We start from the raw sequence: 17090 nt of genomic DNA, 5'->3' as shown, positions 1-17090 counted from the left end.
TATGTGAACCAACAAGAAGAAAGAAAGCATGTCAGCGCTGCACGACAACATCGCAAATCTGGCCCCACACCTGACCCGGATCGGGGAAACGGGCATCCTGAACCATATCAACGGACAGGCCGTTCCCGCCGCATCCGGAGCATGGTTCGACACGACATCACCCGTGGATGACAGCATGATCGCCCGTGTTGCCCGCAGTGATGCGCAAGACATCGACGCAGCCGCCCAAGCGGCCAAAGCCGCTTTCCCCGCATGGCGCGACATGCCTGCCGCTGACCGCAAGCGCATCCTGCACGCCATCGCCGACGGGATCGAAGCCCGCGCCGGAGAAATCGCACTGTGCGAATGCTGGGACACAGGCCAGGCCCTGCGCTTCATGTCCAAAGCCGCCCTGCGCGGCGCCGCCAATTTCCGCTTCTTCGCCGACCGTGCACCAGCGGCCCGCGACGGGCAGGCGCTTCCCTCGCCCACACTGATGAACATCACAACCCGCGTGCCAATTGGTCCTGTGGGCGTCATCACCCCGTGGAACACGCCCTTCATGTTGTCCACTTGGAAGATCGCCCCAGCACTCGCTGCTGGCTGCACGGTCGTTCACAAACCCGCCGAACTCAGCCCCTGGACCGCTCGCATCCTGATCGAGATCGCCGAAGAAGCAGGCTTGCCCCCGGGTGTCTGGAACCTGGTCAACGGGATGGGCGAGGACGCAGGGCGCGTCTTGACCGAACACCCGGACATCAAGGCCATCGCCTTCGTGGGCGAGTCGAAAACCGGGTCCGCCATCATGGCCCAGGGTGCGCCCACCCTGAAACGTGTGCACTTCGAACTGGGCGGCAAAAATCCCGTGGTGGTCTTCGAGGACGCCGACCTCGACAATGCGCTCGATGCCGCAATCTTCATGATCTACTCGCTCAACGGCGAACGTTGCACCTCATCCTCGCGTCTGCTGGTGCAAGACACGATCGCCGACGACTTCGAAGCCAATCTCGCGGCTAGGGCCAAGGCAATCAAGGTGGGCCACCCGCTGGACCCCGCAACCGAAGTTGGTCCCCTGATCCATCGGGGACACAGGGCCAAGGTCATGGCCAGCTTCGACACGGCCAAAGCCGAAGGGGCCACAATCGCAGCAGGCGGCACACGCGTTGGAGACACAGGCCAATTCGTGGCCCCAACCCTCTTCACCAACGCGACAAACGACATGAAAATCGCCCAAGAGGAAATCTTCGGCCCGGTCCTCACCTCCATCCGATTCCAAACAGAGGAGGAGGCCCTGCACATCGCCAACGATACGGCCTACGGCCTGACCGGCTATGTCTGGACCGCGGACGTCACCCGCGCCATGCGGTTCACCGATGGGCTCGAAGCCGGTATGATCTGGGTCAACTCCGCCAATTTCCGGCACCTGCCCACGCCGTTTGGCGGTATGAAAGCCAGCGGCATCGGACGCGACGGCGGCGATTGGTCGTTCGAATTCTACATGGAACAGAAACATATCGGCATCGCCACCGGTGACCCGAAAATCCCCCGGCTCGGCACATGACCCTTCTTCTGGCCGGAAATACCTCAGGGAGTTTGAGGGACAGCGTCCCTCATTCCCCAAAAAATGAATCGCGCGCGGCGCAGCCGCCCCATTTAGGAACAGCCGATGCCGATCCCTCCGCCCGAGCTTTATCCGCCGTTCAACATCGTGCGGCTCAGCCACGTGGAATACCGGGTGGCGGACCTTGCAGCCTCGCGCGCCTTCTACGTGGATACACTCGGCCTGCAGATCACACATGAAGACGATCAGTCGATCTACCTACGCGCGATGGAGGAGCGTGGTCACCACTGCATCATCCTGACCCAATCGGGCAGCGCCAGTGTGGCAAGGCTCGGCTTCAAGCTCTACGACCACCCCGATCTCGACAAGGCTGAGGCGTGGTTCCGCACCCAAGGTCAACCCACTGCATGGATCGACCGCCCCTTCATGGGCCGCGTCCTGCAAACCACCGATCCATGGGGTGTGCCTCTCGAATTCTATGTTCAGATGGACCGCCTGCCGACCATCGCACAGAAATACGCGCTCTATCGGGGCGTCAAACCGCTGCGCATCGACCATTTCAACCTGTTCTCATCCGATGTGGATGGGGCCGTGGCCTTCTACACACAGATGGGGTTCCGCACGACAGAATACACCGAAGATGCAAAGACAGGTAAAACCTGGGCCGCATGGATGCACCGAAAGGGCGGCGTGCATGACATCGCCTTCACCAACGGCACAGGGCCGCGCCTGCACCATTCGGCTTTCTGGGTCCCTACCCCGCTCAACATCATTGACCTGCTCGATCTGATGAGTACGACGGGCTACCGCGAGAACATCGAGCGCGGCCCCGGGCGGCACGGCATCTCGAACGCCTTCTTCCTTTACATCCGCGACCCCGATGGCCACCGGATTGAGATCTACTGCTCGGATTACCAAACCGTCGATCCCGACCACGAACCGATCAAATGGGACCTCAAGGACCCACAACGCCAAACCCTTTGGGGCGCCCCCGCCCCGAGCAGTTGGTTCGAGGAAGGCAGCCTGTTCGATGGCGTGGACACGTCCGCCCCCTTCTCAAAGCACAGCCCATCGTGGCACCCTGACCCCGGCGGAGGACACCTCCGCCTTACCCTCCGTAAGGCGCACGTGCCGTGCGCCCCGCCCGAAAGGACGAGACCATGAGCTGGGACGATTTCGCCAAACACGCCAAGGATGCTGCCGATTGGGGGGTAAACTACCACAACACCCTCCGCGATCGCCCGGTACGCGCGCAAACCAAGCCGGGAGAGATCGCCGCGCAACTTGCAGACGCACCGCCAGAAGATGGAACTGATCTGGCGGCGATCCTGGAAGACTTCGAACGCATCGTGATGCCGGGGATCACCCATTGGCAACACCCACGCTTCTTCGCGTACTTCAACTCGAACGCAGCACCCGCGTCGGTGTTGGCCGAATTTCTGACATCCGTTATCGCGCCGCAATGCATGCTCTGGCAAACCTCGCCCGCCGCGACCGAGATGGAGACGCGCATGATGGACTGGCTGCGTCAGGGTTTGGGCCTGCCGGATGGCTATCAGGGCGTCATTCAGGACAGCGCCTCATCCGCCACGCTCGCCGCCGTCCTGACCATGCGCGAACGCGCGCTGGAATTCCGCGGCAACATCGAAGGGCTGCAAGGACAACCGCAGCTGCGTATCTACTGTTCAGATCAGGTACACACCTCCATCGACCGCGCCATCTGGGTCGCGGGCATAGGCCAGGACAATCTGGTCAAGATCCGCACCACCGGCGATCTGCGCCACATGGACCCGCTGGATCTGGAAGCCGCCATTGCCGAGGACAAACAAGCGGGCCGAATCCCGGTGGGGATCATCGCTGCGACCGGCGCCACCGGCATGGGCGCCAGCGACGACCTTGAAGCGGTCGCCGCCGTGGCCGAAGAACATGGCATCTACACCCATCTCGACGCTGCATGGGCAGGTACGGCCATGATCTGCCCCGAATTTCGTGCCCTCTGGACCGGAGCGGACCGCTTCGACAGCATCGTCTTCAACCCGCACAAATGGCTGGGCGCGCAGTTCGACTGCGCTGCACACTTCCTGCGTGATCCGGATCAACTGCGTCAGACCCTCGCCATCCGCCCTGAATATCTGAAAACCCATGGGGCCGAGGATATCATCGACTATTCCGAATGGTCGATCCCTCTCGGTCGCCGCTTCCGCGCGCTCAAACTGTGGTTCCTCATGCGCCACTACGGGATGGAAGGGCTACGCACCCGCATCCGCAACCATGTCAAATGGAGCCAAGCCTTGTGCGAGCGGCTGCGGGCCGAAGATGATTTCGAAATCGTGACAGAACCTATTCTGTCGCTCTGGACCTTCAAACTCGCAGGCTCAGCTGACGACGACACGCAGCGCCTTGTGGACGCCATCAACGATGACGGCCGCATCTACCTGACGCAAACGCTGGTCGATGGGCAAAAGGTCATCCGCTTTCAAGCCGGGCAGTTCGATTGCGAGGAACGGGATTTCGACACCGCCTTCGACACGATCACCGGGATTGCGAGGAGCCTATGAGGTTCGCTACCTACACCACCGCCGGAAACCAGTACTACGGCGCGGTGGCAGATGACGGGATGATCGCCCTGTCCCCCAACTTTCCGCAGTGGACCACCCTGCGCAACGTGATCGAAAACGACGGCCTGCACGCGCTTGCGAAAGCCGCCCAAGGCCGCACCGCCACGCATCATAGCGTCACCTATGATGTCCCCATCCCCGACCCGGAAAAGATCATCTGCGTCGGCGTGAACTTCCCTGACCGCAATGCCGAGTACAAAGACGGGCAAGAGGCACCGCCCAACATGTCCCTCTTCCCACGCTTCCCACGCAGCTTCACGGGTCACAACCAGCCGGTCATCCGCCCCCCGGAAAGTGAGAAGCTGGACTACGAAGGCGAGATCGCCATCGTGATCGGCAAGGGTGGGCGGCGCATTGCCGAGGCTGACGCCTATGACCACATCGCGGCCCTGAGCCTCTGCAACGAAGGCACCATTCGCGACTGGGTTCGCCATGCCAAGTTCAACGTCACGCAGGGCAAGAACTGGGACGCCTCCGGCGCCATGGGCCCATGGCTTGTCCCCTTCACCGCAGCCGCTCAACTGGACGACATTCGGCTGACAACCCATGTGAACGGCAAGCTCCGGCAAGACGACCGCACCTCTCGCATGCTTTTCCCAATCCGCCGCCAGATCGCCTACATCTCGACCTTCACCACACTGGTGCCCGGCGACATCATCGTGACCGGCACGCCCACCGGCGCAGGTGCACGGTTCGATCCCCCGAAATTCCTGAAACCCGGCGACGTGGTCGAAGTGACCGCCGAGGGCATTGGCACGCTGCGCAGCGAGGTGGCCGATGAAAGTTGAAGACCACAAGGCAGCGGCGGCGGCACTGATCGAGGCCGAGCAAACCGGTCAACAAATTGGCCTTCTGTCCGTTGCGTATCCCGACATCACGATGGACGACGCCTATGCCATTCAGGCTCAGGTCGTCGCCGCCAAGGTCGCCGCAGGTGACCCGGTGGTCGGCTGGAAGATCGGCCTGACCAGCCGTGCCATGCAGATGGCACTGAACATCGACATCCCGGACAGCGGTGTGCTGACCCAGTCCATGCAGTTCGACAGCGGCGCGACCATTCCAGCCGGCCACTTTATCCAACCCCGGATCGAGGCCGAGATCGCCTTTGTCATGTCCTCGGATATCGGGGGCGCAGACGTAACCCGTGACGAGGTACTGGCGGCGACAGACTACGTGGTGCCAGCCCTCGAAATCCTCGACACTCGCATCCGGCGTGCGGACCCGGACACGGGGCAGCCGCGCAAGGTTTTCGATACCATCGCCGATAACGCGGCAAATGCGGGCATTGTCGTTGGCACCCAACGCAACGCGCCGGAAAACCTGCGCTGGGTCGGGGCCATCGTGAAAATGGGCAACACGGTCGAGGAAACGGGGCTTGGTGCGGGTGTCCTGAACGATCCGGTGGAAAGCGTGGTTTGGCTCGCGCGGCGCATGGCGCTCTACGGCAACACGATCAAGGCAGGCCAGGTGATCTTGTCAGGCAGCTTCATCCGTCCAATCGAATGCTCGCCGGGCACCAACATAGAAGCCGATTTCGGCAGCTTTGGACGCGTCGATCTAAGCTTTAGCTGACGCGCGCCAACAACCGCGCGGCGCAGCCGCCCAAAGCGACGGTGTCCGACACGAACAGAAACGCCGGAATACGGGCGAACTGCCCGTCAAAGCTGCTGTCAGCACGCAATGGGGCTAGCACGCGCTCCCGCCGTTCCGGCGCCATCAGGAACTTCGCCAACGACCCGTTGAAGTACAGCCCCGCCCGCGGGAAATAGGAATAGGCCAATTCACGCACCATCAGGCCAAAGGCCTCGGTACAAACCTCAAGCGCTTCGCGGGCACGGGGATCGTCGGACTTGGCCAATTGCTCGGCACTATCGACATCCACACCAATGACATGGGCCAGACGCAACAGGCCAACGCCGGAAAACAGGTTCTCGACACTGTCGAAACGCGCCGTGTCGGGCATATGCGCCTGCAGGATCGACATCACGCTTGACGGCAGACTGGCATGGCCCTGCTCAGACGTGAAAACGGTGCCGCTCTCCATGTTGACGGCAGACACGTTGAACCCCGTACCAAGGCCAACCACCAGCGCCTGCCCGGCGCCGCCAAGAGCAGCGCCGTCGTGCAATGGCTCAACCGCATCGGGTGCAACGGTGGGCACCGCCTGTCCCAACGCCTCAAGGTCGTTGATCAAAACCACCTCGTCAGCACCGAAAGCGGCAGCAAGAGCACCCGCATCGAAATCCCAATTCCGGTCTCGTCAGACGAGCGCGATCGCCTGCCACAGGACCAGCCACCGCAATGACAACATGCGGCGGCGGGGTGCGGCCATCCAGGTAGTGGGTCGCAAGATCAAGAAAGCTGCCGAAATTCGCGTTGGGGCACTTGACCACCGTGTCCGCTATGACTCCATCCCGACCAACAAAGGCCATTCGCGTATTCGTCCCGCCAACATCAGCAACAAGGCCAATAGCCCGATCCTGCCCACCCGCATCCTGCATTACGATCTCGCCCGGCTTCTTACCCAAGATGATCATTCCGAGCAGGTCATCGTCCGTCACGTCGGCAACGTCAACAGTCCCAACCAGCTTTCCGTTTTTCATCACGGACGCGCGGTCACACAGCTCCATCACATCATGGATGTCGTGACTGATCAGGAAGATGCCGATGCCTTCAGCCTTCAACTGCTGGATCAGTTCCGACACCATCTGCGTCTCGTGTGGACCAAGGGCGGCGGTGGGTTCATCCATGATCAGAATGCGCGCATTGAAATACACCGCACGGGCAATCGCCACCGACTGACGCTGACCACCCGACAAGGCACTGACCGGATCCTTGAACTTTTTGAAGTTCGGGTTCAGCCGCGCCATGATCTTGCGGGTCTCGGCCTCCATCGCGTCATCATCGACAAAGCCCATTGACGACACCAATTCGCGTCCCAGAAACAGGTTCGACGCTGCATCAAGGTTATCGGCCAGCGCAAGCGTCTGGTAGATCGTCTCGATGTTGTAGGTCCGCGCGTCACGCGGGTTGTTGATGGTCGCCTTTTCGCCGTTGATACGGATTTCACCCGTGTCCATGGCATAGGCGCCCGACAGGATCTTGATCAGCGTCGATTTGCCTGCACCGTTGTGACCCAGGAGGCCCACAACTTCGCCCGGCTTCAGGTCGACCGACACGTGGTCTACCGCCTTGATCCCGCCAAAGCTGATCGAGATGTCCTTCATTTCGACAAGAGGTGTTGTCATATCAAAGTCCTCCCTCAGACGCCCGCACGGCGGCGATAAACGATGTCGATCCACACCGCGAGCACGAGCACAAAGCCCACCACGATGTTCTGCAAAGGCGCATCGACCCCGACCGAGGCCATGCCCGATTGCAGCGATTGCATGATCAGCGCACCAATGACAGCACCGTAGATCGTACCCGCGCCACCCGACAGGGCAGTGCCCCCGATGACAGCAGCGGCAATCACGCGCAGCTCGTCCAGTGTGCCCAGACCCACGTCTACGGCGTTCAGACGGGCCGATGCGATGATCGACGCGATGCCGGTCAGGGCCCCCATCAGGGCAAAGACCTTGACCGTCAGAAGGCGCGTATCGATGCCCGACAGCGATGCCGCTTCCGGATTACCACCGGTGGCATAGACATAGCGGCCAAAGCGGGTGCGCGTGGCGATGATGGTCATGACGATCGTGACGGCCAGCAGGATCACAACCGGAATAGCGATACCATGGTTCCAGACCATGCCGTCAGTATACTCGATACCGCGCGCTTCGGTCATGCGGCGCATGGCGCCCCGCGGGATCGGATAGCTGTTCATGATCCAGACAAAGGCAATGATCAGACCAGCGGCCATGGCCATCAGGATCCCTTCGGCCCAGACCGGTTTGACGGTAAAGCCGTGGGTCGCCTTGCGACGCCGGCTCAGCAGCATGATGCCAACGGCAACAAGCGCGGCGATGGTGCCGAACACCCAGCTCAGCGTTTCACCCAGCGTGCCCTCGGCGCCGCCACCCAGTAGGCGGAAGACAGGATCAAGCGGCGCTTGGGTTTGGCCCTTGGTGACCCACCACATCGCACCGCGATAGACGAGGAAGCCGCCCAGCGTCACGATGAAGGCAGGCACGGTCAAATAGCCGATGACCCACCCTTGTATCGCGCCCAAGAACGCGCCCATCAAGACTGCGGCAATCACAGCGATGACCCAGATCATAGGATGACCTAGACCCAGCATAGATGGCAGCCACTGGACCTGCAGCGCCGCCACGGTCATACCGATAAAGCCCAAAAGCGAGCCTACGGACAGGTCGATGTTGCGTGTGACGATGACGAACACCATGCCCGTTGCCATCACGGCAACGGATGCTGTTTGAACGCTCACGTTGAAAAAGTTGCGCGGGGACAGAAAGCGCCAGTCGGTAAAGAAACCGAACACGAGCCAGATGACGACAAGCGCCCCGATCATCCCCAAAAGCCGGGCATCAAGGCCCAGCTTGTCCATCATTGATTTGGCCTGGTCTTCCATGCGCCCTGCCCTTTGTTACCCGGTTGCGGTGGCACAATGTCCCCGGCGACAGGCAAGCCTGCCGTCACGATGTGCCGAAATGTGTGGTGAGTGTGGTCATGTGCCGCCCCGGCGCGCAACAGGCGCCGGGACGTAACTTGGTGCGCTCTTATTCGCAGGCGGCCAGCGAGGAGCCCGCGCACAGCGCGTCTTTTTCGATCCAGCCTGCGTCCAGAACAACGTCCAGGTTGTCGGCTGTCACCGGAACCGGCTCAAGGAAGATCGAGGTCATTGTGGTGCCACTGGGCGATGTCCAGTCGGCTGCGCCTGCAACATCTTCGCCCTTGGCCAGGGACACGGCGATCTCGCCTGCTGCCTTGCCAAGCGCACGTGCGTCTTTCCACACGGACACGGTCTGCGTACCGGTTGCAACGCGGTTCAGAGCAGCGTGGTCGCCGTCTTGACCGGACACTGGAATACCTTCCATGCCTTGCGCGGTCAGAGCGGCCACAACACCACCCGCGGTGCCGTCGTTGGACGCGACAACGGCGTCAACTTTGTTGTCGGCTGCGGTCAGGATCTGTTCCATGTTGCGCTGCGCGTTCGCAGGCACCCAGCCATCGGTGTAGGCTTCGCCAACGATGGTGATGTCACCGGCGTCGATGGCCGCTTGCAGCACCTCTTGCTGACCGCCACGCAGGAAGTCCGCGTTCGGGTCGGTGGGCGAGCCCTTGATCATGACGTAGTTGCCCTTGGGCTGCGCGGCCAGAACGGCACGGGCCTGCATGCGGCCAACTTCGACGTTGTCAAAGGTCAGGTAGAAGGCGCGGGCGTCTTCGATCAGACGGTCATAGGCAACGACCGGGATATCTTCGTCGGCAGCGGCTTGCACGGCTGGGCCAATGGAAGATGCGTCCTGCGCCAGAATGATCAGCGCGTTTGCGCCCTGTGCAATCAGGCTTTCGATATCTGCCAACTGCTTGGCCGACGACGATTGCGCATCAGCGGAAATATAGTTTGCACCAGCGGCATCCAGCGCGGCCTTGATCGCGGCCTCGTCAGTTTTCCAGCGCTCTTCCTGGAAGTTCGACCAGCTCACGCCCACGGTCACTGCATGACCGTCAGCCAGAACTGGCGAAGTAAGCATTGTGGCAGCCGCCAGGGCGCCAAGTAGCGTGCGTCGTTTCATAGGTGTCCTCCCAAAGACATGCCCGTCCGTCACGATTTTGCGGCGGGTGACCCATTGTTAGCAACTTAAATTCGAAAAGCAAATTAAATTGGACAGCTTTCAAAAAAACCGGCATCATCATCCTTAAGGGTCGCAGGCATTGACCGCGGCGGGAGGAAAAAAGAGAATAAAATCATGGTATTCGGTCATCAGAAGATCGAAAGCAGACGGCTGCTTTTGCGTGAGATTGCGCAACGCGGGCCCGTCCCACGCATCGATCTTGCGGAACATACCGGCATCAGCCGGGCCACCGTCACGTCCGTCACGGCCGACCTTTTGCGCGGCAGATTGATCGAGGAAGTGCCTCGCGAATCACGTAGTGACGAATCGGCACGCGGACGGCCCCGGGTCGATCTGAAGATCGCCGGCGACGCCCATCTGATCGCCGGCCTCAAGGTGTCGGACAGGTCCATTTCACTGGTTCTGATGCGGTTTGACGGCACCCATGTCGCGGACCACGAATGCCCCATCCCGACAGGACGTCTGACGCCAATCGACCTGGCCACACATATCCGCGATGGGCTAAGGGCGCTGGCTGAAAAGGCGGGCCATGATCTCAGCGATATCTCGGGCGTAGGCGTCGGGCTGGCGGGCGTTGTGGATGCGGATCATGGGCTGGTCTACTGGTCGCCATCGCTGGATCAACGCAACGTCCCCTTCGGCGAAGTGCTGCGCGACGCGCTTGGAGTGGCGGTCTACCTCGACAACGATGCAAACCTTGTCGCAATGGCCGAACTGACCTTTGGCTTGGGCAAATCCCATTCCGATTTCATCGTGATCACTATCGAAAGCGGTGTGGGCATGGGCATGGTGCTGGGCGGCCAACTCTATCGCGGCACGCGCGGCTGCGGGGCCGAATTCGGACACACCAAGGTGCATCTGGACGGCGCGCTCTGCCGGTGTGGGCAGCGCGGTTGTCTAGAAGCTTATGTGGCGGACTACGCGCTCGTGCGCGAGGCCTCCAGCGTCGGAGGCATGAGCCTGACGACACCGACCAGCCAAGCCGTCAGCACCGTGCTGAAAGCGGCCAAAGACGGTGACCCAACCGCACGCACAGTTGTGGAACGGGCGGGCAAGATGTTTGCGATGGGCCTTGCCAATCTAGTGAACATCTTTGATCCCGAACTGGTGATCCTTGCAGGCGAGCAAATGCAGTTCGACCACCTGTATGCAGACACGGTGATCGAGGAAATGCGCAAGAGCATCGTGGAAATCGACAAACCCGCGCCCGAGGTTGTTGTCCATAAATGGGGCAACCTGATGTGGGCGCAGGGGGCAGCAGCCTACGCGCTTGAGTTTGTACAGGATACAGCGGTGGGGGCTCTGGAAGATGCGTGACGAGGCCAGATTTTTCAGAAAGTCTGACGAGGGGTCGGGGCGCGCTGCTGCGCAGCGCGGGGGCCTCGTCGCCTTGCTCTTTGGTTTGGCGACACATGCAACCGCGTCCGAAATCACATTTGAACCGATCAATGTGCCTGAGCATGTCTATGACGGCGGATGGGAACATTTTGTGGGCGGGGGCCTCGCCGTTCTGGACTGCAATGGAGATGCACGGCCCGATCTGTTGGCAGCGGGTGGGTCAAACCCGCCCTTGTTGCTCAAGAATATATCTGACGGCGGGATTGCCTTTGAGCCGATACAGGATCCGGCGCTCGATCTAACGGGCACAACCGGGGCCTATCCGCTGGATATCGACAATGACGGTCATCTTGATCTGGTGATCCTGCGTGTTGGCCCCGATACTATCTTGCGAGGGCGCGGCGATTGCAGCTTTGAACCGATGCCCTTTCACTTCGATGATCGCTGGAGCACGGCCTTTTCGGCCACGTGGGAGGCGGGCCAGACCGCCCCAACACTCGCCTTTGGTCATTATGTAGACCGCAGCGATCCCGACGGGCCGTTCGAAGCCTGCGACATAAACCATCTGTGGCGCCCGGACGGGGCAACCTATGCAGTGACCGACCTCAGCCCGGGGTTTTGTGCGCTGTCCATCCTCTTCACCGATTGGTCCCGCACCGGCCGCGCCGACCTGCGCGTGTCGAATGACCGCCACTATTACATCCGCGACGGCGAAGAACAGCTTTGGGCGATGGAGGATACACCCCGGCTCTACACTGACGAAGACGGTTGGGTGCGCCACATGCTGTGGGGCATGGGCATAGCTGCGCGCGATCTGGACCGCGATGGCCGGGACGAGGTGTACCTCTCCTCGATGGGCGATCAGCGGTTGATGAAACAGGTCGGCGACGGCCCGAGCTTCGAAGACGTGCCCTTTGACATGGGCAGCGCCGCGCACCGCCCATATGTGGGTGGTGATGGGCGTCCGTCGACCGGCTGGCATATCGCTTTTGGGGACGTGAACAACGATGGTCTTGATGATGCCTTCATCGCCAAGGGCAATGTGCAACAGATGCCGGGCAGTGCCATGGAAGACCCCAACAACCTGCTGATCGGTCAGGCGGATGGCAGTTTTGTCGAAGCCGGAGATGCGGCGGGCGTCGCCTCAATGCACCGCGGGCGCGGCGCGGCCCTCGTCGACTTCAACGCGGACGGATTGCTGGACCTTGCCGTCGTCAACCGACGTGCACGGCTAGAGGTGTGGCAGAACGTAACAGAGATAACTGGCAACTGGCTCTCGGTGTCTGTGATCCAGGAAGGAACAAACACCCAAGCCGTCGGCGCGTGGATCGAGGTCGATGATGGCACCGCCGTTCAAGCACGCGAGATCACCGTTGGTGGCGGCCATGCAGGCGGTGTTGCCGGGCCACAGCACTTCGGGTTGGGTGATGCTGAAGCGGTGCGACTACGCGTGCGATGGCCGCATCAGGGTTGGAGCGATTGGCAGGAGGTGCAGGCCAACGCCACGGTTGTGATCGCGCGGTGAGCCAAGGGGCTCTGCCCCTCGGCCTGCGGCCTCACCCCGTCGTATTTGCAGTCAGAAGAAGCCAGGACTTCGGTTACTGATCCACCGGCAGTCCACTTGGCACCGATGCCGGCACGCCAAGCGCGCCACGGATGCTTTGTGGGTCGGTGAGTGCGTTCAGGAAGGCGAGGATGTCATCCACCTCGTCATCCCGAAGCGTGATTGGCGCCAGATCATTGGCTGCTGCGATCCGCTCCACCTCGGCCGGGTCGGACAACACGCGCATGTCGTCTGCGTCAAATCCCGGCATGATCGATTGGGCAATGTCGTAGCTGCGCAAGCTGCTCACCGGGTCAAGATGGTGACGCACCACACCTTCGAGCGTCGCATAGGCACCGCTGTGTCCGTACGGAGCTGTCTGCGCAACATTGCGCAAAGGTGGGGTGCGGAAGGCATACGCATCCTCCGCATCCCCCGTCACCCGCATCCGGCCTGTATCCTGCGCGTGGCTTTCAAACCGGGCGGCCTTGCCGGGCCCGATCTGGGGCATAGCGATGGCGTGGAAATCATGATCCGTCTGAAAGCGGCCGGAATGACATGTTGAACACTGCGCATTGCCATAGAACAGATTCATGCCGCGCATAGCGGCGGTCTCCATCTCGGTGCCGTTGCGCAAGTACAAGTCGAACGGGCTCGCCACTCCGCGCCATTCAAAATCGAGAAACGCGGCCACCGCGTCCGATATGTCAGTAAAGCGGATGGCTTCTTCCCCGATCACCTCATCGAAACGCGCGCGGTATTCCGGGATCGCCTCGATCCGCTGCGACAGCAGATCCCAAGCCCCACCGAACCCGGTGATCAACCCTTGGCGCACGGACTGAGAAATCTCGTTTTCACTATAGTGCCCCGCCATCTCATCCGCGGACAGCACCGGGAACATGGATTGCGCGGACAGGGCCGAGGCAAAGCCCATCTCCATCTCCGACCCCAACGGCGTCCGGATACCCGACGGCCGACTTGAATCCTCCTCCAACCGTCCATCATGGAAAAAGACCGTGAACTCGGTTGCCCCAAGATTGAACAAGGGCGGTGCATTTCGCGGAATGCGTTGCTCCGGCATGTTCTCAGGATCGGCCACACGGTCAGGACCAAGCCCCTTGGCCCCGTCACCAAGGCCAAGCGAAACGCCATCGCCGGTGGCAAATTTCGGATGGTGGCAGGTGGCGCAGCTGACCGTTTTCGACCCAGACAGGATCGGATCGTAGAACAGCAAACGGCCCAACTCGACCTGCGCGCTGTCAACCTCCGGAAACACTGGCTCGTCAAACGGCAAATCGGCGGCCCACACCGGGGCCGCCATCACCGCAAAGGCAAGCGCCTTAGACGAAACGCGAGACATAGTTCTCCAAAATCTCTTGCCGACCCGAATGGGGCTGCGGTTCGATCCCGTCGGCAATCACCCGGTCGGAAATCGACGCCAGATCGCTGCCCAGCATCGCTTGCGCCTCCGCTGTCTCCCACCCCGCATAACGCGCCTTCAACGCATCGTCCAAACCACCGTCCTCGATCATCGCAGCCGCAGATTTCAGACCCCGGGCACAAATGTCCATGGCACCGACATGGGCAGCAATCAAATCCTCGGCATCGAGGCTCTGACGACGCAGCTTGGCGTCGAAATTCGTGCCGCCATTGCCCAGACCACCGGCTTTCAGAATGTGGTAGTAGCACAGCGCCACCTCGGGCAAATTGTTGGGGAACTGATCGGTGTCCCAGCCCGATTGGTAGTCGTTGCGGTTCATGTCGATGGACCCCAGCATCCCGTCGGACGCGGCGACGGCAATCTCATGCTCGAACGAATGACCAGCCAGGATGGCATGCCCCTGTTCAAGGTTCAGCTTCACCTCATCCTCAAGTCCATACTTGCGCAGGAACCCGATGCAGGTGGCCGCATCGAAATCATACTGGTGCTTCGACGGCTCTTGCGGCTTCGGCTCGACCAGGATCTGGCCCTTGAACCCAATCTTGTGCTTGTATTCGACAACCATCGACAAAAAGCGGCCCATATGGTCCAGTTCCTGCCCCATATCGGTGTTCAGCAGTGTCTCGTAGCCCTCGCGACCGCCCCAAAGCACGTAGTTCTGCCCACCCAGCTTCAGGGTCGCATCCATGCAGCCCTTCACCGTTGCGGCCGCATAGGCAAACACATCCGGATCCGGGTTGGTCGACGCCCCTGCCATCCAGCGGCGGTGCGAGAACATGTTGGCGGTGCCCCAGAGCAGGCCCACGCCCGTCTCTTCCATCTTGGGGCCAAAGTAATCCGTGATCTCGTTCAGCCGGTCCAGGCTTTCGGCAAAGGTCGCACCCTCTGGCCGCACATCCGCGTCATGCCAGCAGAAATAGGGTACGCCGAGACGCGCGAACATCTCGAACGCAACATCGGCCTTCATCTTGGCGCGGCCCATATCGTCCTGCGGGTGCCACGGACGGATGAAGGTCTGACCGCCAAAGGGGTCACCGCCTTCCCAAGCAAAAGAATGCCAGTACGCAACAGCAAAGCGCAGGTGATCTTCCATCCGCTTGCCCATGACCATTTCGCCCGGGTTGTAGTGGCGGAAGGCCATCGGGTTGGTGCTGTCCGGGCCTTCGAATGTGGTGGGCGGGACGGCGTCAAAGAATCCAGTGGTCATGGCATGGCTTTCAGTTTGGGGTAAGCGCCTGAAAAGGCAGAGTAAGCATCGTCATAGGCAGCGACGAGGTCGGCCTGTGGGTGTATCACATCAGCGACGGGCGGCTTGGTCATCACGCTGGCCGGATCGGCACCGGTGTCACCGCACATGGCAATCCGCGCTGCCCCCAAGGCCGCACCAAACGCGCCCTCGTCGGGCCGCTCCAGCGGAATGTTCAGGGTCGTCGCCAGCATCCGTGTCCAATAGTCGGACCGGCTGCCGCCCCCGATGGCAAGGGCCGAGGGCAGTTGCGCCCCCGTTGCCTTCAGCGCCTCAAAGCTGTCGCGCAGGGCAAAACTGACCCCGCTCATCACAGCGTGGGTCAAGTCCTCGGGGCCAGACGCAATATCGAGGCCGGTAAACCCGCCGCGCACCTGCGCGTCATTGTGCGGTGTGCGCTCACCCGAAAGGTAGGGATAAAATTTCACGTCACTTGGCGCAGCGAGCGTATTGCCCAAAGCGGATGACAACTCACCTGCCCCCTGCCCGGTGATACGGCTCAGCCAGTTCAGACTGTCAGTTGCAGCCAGAACCACGCCCATCTGATACCAACGCTCCGGCACCGCATGACAGAATGTATGCACGGCACTGCCCGCATCCGGCGCGTAACTGCCCCGACCAGCCAACACGACACCCGAGGTGCCCAGCGACACAAAGCCATCGCCCTCACCTAATGCACCAACACCACAGGCGGCCACCGCATTATCCGCTCCGCCCGCAACAACCTTGCATCCTGCAGGCAGACCCAGATCAGCCCGCGCGGCCTGCACCTCACCGACAACATCCGTGCCTTCCAGCAAGTCCGGCATCTGCTCGCGCGACATACCCCCAAGCGCCAGCAGGCCATCCGACCACTCCCGCGCTCCCACATCCAGCCACGCCGTACCCGCCGCATCCGACATCTCGGTCGCATAGCGGCCCGTCAGCCACCACAGCAGGTAGTCCTTGGGCAACATGACCCGCGCCACCCGGGCAAATATGTCGGGTTCATTCTTCGCCACCCAGGCCAGCTTGGGTGCAGTAAAGCCAGGGAATACGATGTTTCCACTGACAGCGCGCGCTATCGGGTCGGCATCCATGGCTGCCGCTTCGACGTGACTGCGCGTGTCATTCCACAGAATGCATGGGCGCAACACGGCGCCTGCGCCATCAACCATGACCGCGCCATGCATATGACCGGAAAAGGACAGCGCCCTAATGGCGCCATACGCTGACGGATGCTCTTGCCGCAACGACGCCAGAACAGCGCTTATACCCGCGACCCAATCGGCCGGGTCCTGTTCGCTCCACCCCGCATGCGGGTTTGACACGTCATAGGTCGCATCAGCACTGCCAACGGCGTGGCCATCGCCATCCACCAACAATGCCTTCACGCCCGACGTGCCCAGATCAAGTCCGAGATACATCGAAGTCCTCCCTTGAATATACATTTGCCCCATTTAATTCGATTGTCAAACTAATTATGATGTACGCCCCTCAGTTTCTAATTAACACGGAAATACACCCCCAAATCGCAAATCACCGAAGGCGGTGTACCCCCACCCGGTCCACCTTCCCTGTTTCAAAAAATCCTCCCCGAAGGGCCCCTTCCCACTGGGCCGCCGGACC

The 17090-nt window shown here is 61.2% G+C and carries 13 protein-coding genes and 2 pseudogenes; 7 read left to right on the top strand and 8 right to left on the bottom strand.

Going from position 1 to position 17090, the window contains the following annotated elements:
• Positions 1-28: 28 nt before the first annotated feature.
• The 5 genes and pseudogenes from hpaE (at position 29) to hpaH (ending at position 5730) form a co-directional block, all read left to right on the top strand.
• Positions 29-1540: a 5-carboxymethyl-2-hydroxymuconate semialdehyde dehydrogenase gene (gene hpaE, locus ACZ1HN_RS06390; RefSeq protein ID WP_472726887.1), complete on the top strand. Its 1512-nt coding sequence runs from the start codon at positions 29-31 to the stop codon at positions 1538-1540.
• Positions 1541-1645: 105 nt separating this feature from the next.
• A pseudogene (hpaD, locus tag ACZ1HN_RS06385) lies at positions 1646-2625 on the top strand (3,4-dihydroxyphenylacetate 2,3-dioxygenase).
• A 75-nt stretch (positions 2626-2700) separates the two neighbouring features.
• Positions 2701-4098 (top strand): pyridoxal phosphate-dependent decarboxylase family protein, encoded by a 1398-nt coding sequence (locus ACZ1HN_RS06380; protein WP_472726886.1) that lies wholly within the window; start codon positions 2701-2703, stop codon positions 4096-4098.
• Complete coding sequence (locus ACZ1HN_RS06375; protein ID WP_472726885.1) at positions 4095-4946, top strand: fumarylacetoacetate hydrolase family protein; 852 nt, start codon at positions 4095-4097, stop codon at positions 4944-4946. The genes ACZ1HN_RS06380 and ACZ1HN_RS06375 overlap by 4 nt, the downstream gene beginning before the upstream one ends.
• Positions 4936-5730: a 2-oxo-hept-4-ene-1,7-dioate hydratase gene (hpaH, locus tag ACZ1HN_RS06370; protein ID WP_472726884.1), complete on the top strand. Its 795-nt coding sequence runs from the start codon at positions 4936-4938 to the stop codon at positions 5728-5730. Before ACZ1HN_RS06375 ends, hpaH begins: the two co-directional genes overlap by 11 nt.
• Here hpaH and ACZ1HN_RS06365 read toward each other — a convergent pair.
• The 5 genes and pseudogenes from ACZ1HN_RS06365 to xylF all read right to left on the bottom strand — a co-directional run bounded on the left by ACZ1HN_RS06365 (position 5723) and on the right by xylF (position 9812).
• A complete protein-coding gene (locus tag ACZ1HN_RS06365; RefSeq protein ID WP_472726883.1) occupies positions 5723-6352 on the bottom strand; it encodes a glucokinase in 630 nt (209 codons plus the stop codon). The genes hpaH and ACZ1HN_RS06365 overlap by 8 nt on opposite strands.
• A 10-nt stretch (positions 6353-6362) precedes the next feature.
• Positions 6363-6659 (bottom strand): glucokinase, encoded by a 297-nt coding sequence (locus ACZ1HN_RS06360; RefSeq protein ID WP_472729287.1) that lies wholly within the window; start codon positions 6657-6659, stop codon positions 6363-6365.
• A 12-nt stretch (positions 6660-6671) separates the two neighbouring features.
• Positions 6672-7406 (bottom strand): annotated as a pseudogene (locus ACZ1HN_RS06355) (ATP-binding cassette domain-containing protein); the annotation flags it as partial.
• A 14-nt stretch (positions 7407-7420) separates the two neighbouring features.
• Positions 7421-8686 (bottom strand): sugar ABC transporter permease, encoded by a 1266-nt coding sequence (locus tag ACZ1HN_RS06350; RefSeq protein ID WP_299602237.1) that lies wholly within the window; start codon positions 8684-8686, stop codon positions 7421-7423.
• Between the two features lie 148 nt (positions 8687-8834).
• Positions 8835-9812, bottom strand: coding sequence for a D-xylose ABC transporter substrate-binding protein (gene xylF / locus ACZ1HN_RS06345; protein ID WP_472729286.1), 978 nt, complete (start codon positions 9810-9812; stop codon positions 8835-8837).
• A 216-nt stretch (positions 9813-10028) separates the two neighbouring features.
• On the opposite strand from xylF, the gene ACZ1HN_RS06340 reads away from it, so the two are divergent.
• Both ACZ1HN_RS06340 and ACZ1HN_RS06335 read left to right on the top strand, forming a co-directional pair.
• Positions 10029-11231 carry an ROK family transcriptional regulator gene (locus ACZ1HN_RS06340; RefSeq protein ID WP_472726882.1) on the top strand — a complete coding sequence of 401 codons (1203 nt, stop codon included), beginning with the start codon at positions 10029-10031 and terminating at the stop codon, positions 11229-11231.
• Positions 11224-12777 carry a CRTAC1 family protein gene (locus tag ACZ1HN_RS06335; RefSeq protein ID WP_472726881.1) on the top strand — a complete coding sequence of 518 codons (1554 nt, stop codon included), beginning with the start codon at positions 11224-11226 and terminating at the stop codon, positions 12775-12777. The genes ACZ1HN_RS06340 and ACZ1HN_RS06335 overlap by 8 nt, the downstream gene beginning before the upstream one ends.
• 73 nt (positions 12778-12850) lie before the next feature.
• On the opposite strand, the gene ACZ1HN_RS06330 is transcribed toward ACZ1HN_RS06335, so the two are convergent.
• The 3 genes from ACZ1HN_RS06330 to xylB are packed head-to-tail and all read right to left on the bottom strand — an operon-like array spanning position 12851 to position 16888.
• Complete coding sequence (locus ACZ1HN_RS06330) at positions 12851-14155, bottom strand: cytochrome-c peroxidase (protein WP_472726880.1); 1305 nt, start codon at positions 14153-14155, stop codon at positions 12851-12853.
• The gene (xylA, locus tag ACZ1HN_RS06325) at positions 14136-15443 is read right to left on the bottom strand and encodes a xylose isomerase (protein ID WP_472726879.1); all 1308 of its coding nucleotides are present in this window, start codon (positions 15441-15443) and stop codon (positions 14136-14138) included. Before xylA ends, ACZ1HN_RS06330 begins: the two co-directional genes overlap by 20 nt.
• Positions 15440-16888, bottom strand: a complete 1449-nt coding sequence (gene xylB / locus ACZ1HN_RS06320; RefSeq protein ID WP_472726878.1) for a xylulokinase — start codon at positions 16886-16888, stop codon at positions 15440-15442. Before xylB ends, xylA begins: the two co-directional genes overlap by 4 nt.
• Positions 16889-17090 lie beyond the last annotated feature (202 nt).

The sequence above is a fragment of the Tateyamaria sp. GN1-10 genome (genome assembly GCF_055693845.1).
Note: the sequence above shows the minus strand (reverse complement) of the source record. Positions and strands in the feature narration are given on the sequence as shown.

What these genes read in the sequence shown, in the direction of transcription:
- hpaE (WP_472726887.1), top strand. Translation starts at nt 29, where the DNA reads ATGTCAGCGCTGCACGACAACATCGCAAATCTGGCCCCACACCTGACC.
- ACZ1HN_RS06380 (WP_472726886.1), top strand. Translation starts at nt 2,701, where the DNA reads ATGAGCTGGGACGATTTCGCCAAACACGCCAAGGATGCTGCCGATTGG.
- ACZ1HN_RS06375 (WP_472726885.1), top strand. Translation starts at nt 4,095, where the DNA reads ATGAGGTTCGCTACCTACACCACCGCCGGAAACCAGTACTACGGCGCG.
- hpaH (WP_472726884.1), top strand. Translation starts at nt 4,936, where the DNA reads ATGAAAGTTGAAGACCACAAGGCAGCGGCGGCGGCACTGATCGAGGCC.
- ACZ1HN_RS06360 (WP_472729287.1), bottom strand. Translation starts at nt 6,659, where the DNA reads ATGCAGGATGCGGGTGGGCAGGATCGGGCTATTGGCCTTGTTGCTGAT.
- ACZ1HN_RS06350 (WP_299602237.1), bottom strand. Translation starts at nt 8,686, where the DNA reads ATGGAAGACCAGGCCAAATCAATGATGGACAAGCTGGGCCTTGATGCC.
- xylF (WP_472729286.1), bottom strand. Translation starts at nt 9,812, where the DNA reads ATGCTTACTTCGCCAGTTCTGGCTGACGGTCATGCAGTGACCGTGGGC.
- ACZ1HN_RS06340 (WP_472726882.1), top strand. Translation starts at nt 10,029, where the DNA reads ATGGTATTCGGTCATCAGAAGATCGAAAGCAGACGGCTGCTTTTGCGT.
- ACZ1HN_RS06335 (WP_472726881.1), top strand. Translation starts at nt 11,224, where the DNA reads ATGCGTGACGAGGCCAGATTTTTCAGAAAGTCTGACGAGGGGTCGGGG.
- ACZ1HN_RS06330 (WP_472726880.1), bottom strand. Translation starts at nt 14,155, where the DNA reads ATGTCTCGCGTTTCGTCTAAGGCGCTTGCCTTTGCGGTGATGGCGGCC.
- xylA (WP_472726879.1), bottom strand. Translation starts at nt 15,443, where the DNA reads ATGACCACTGGATTCTTTGACGCCGTCCCGCCCACCACATTCGAAGGC.
- xylB (WP_472726878.1), bottom strand. Translation starts at nt 16,888, where the DNA reads ATGTATCTCGGACTTGATCTGGGCACGTCGGGCGTGAAGGCATTGTTG.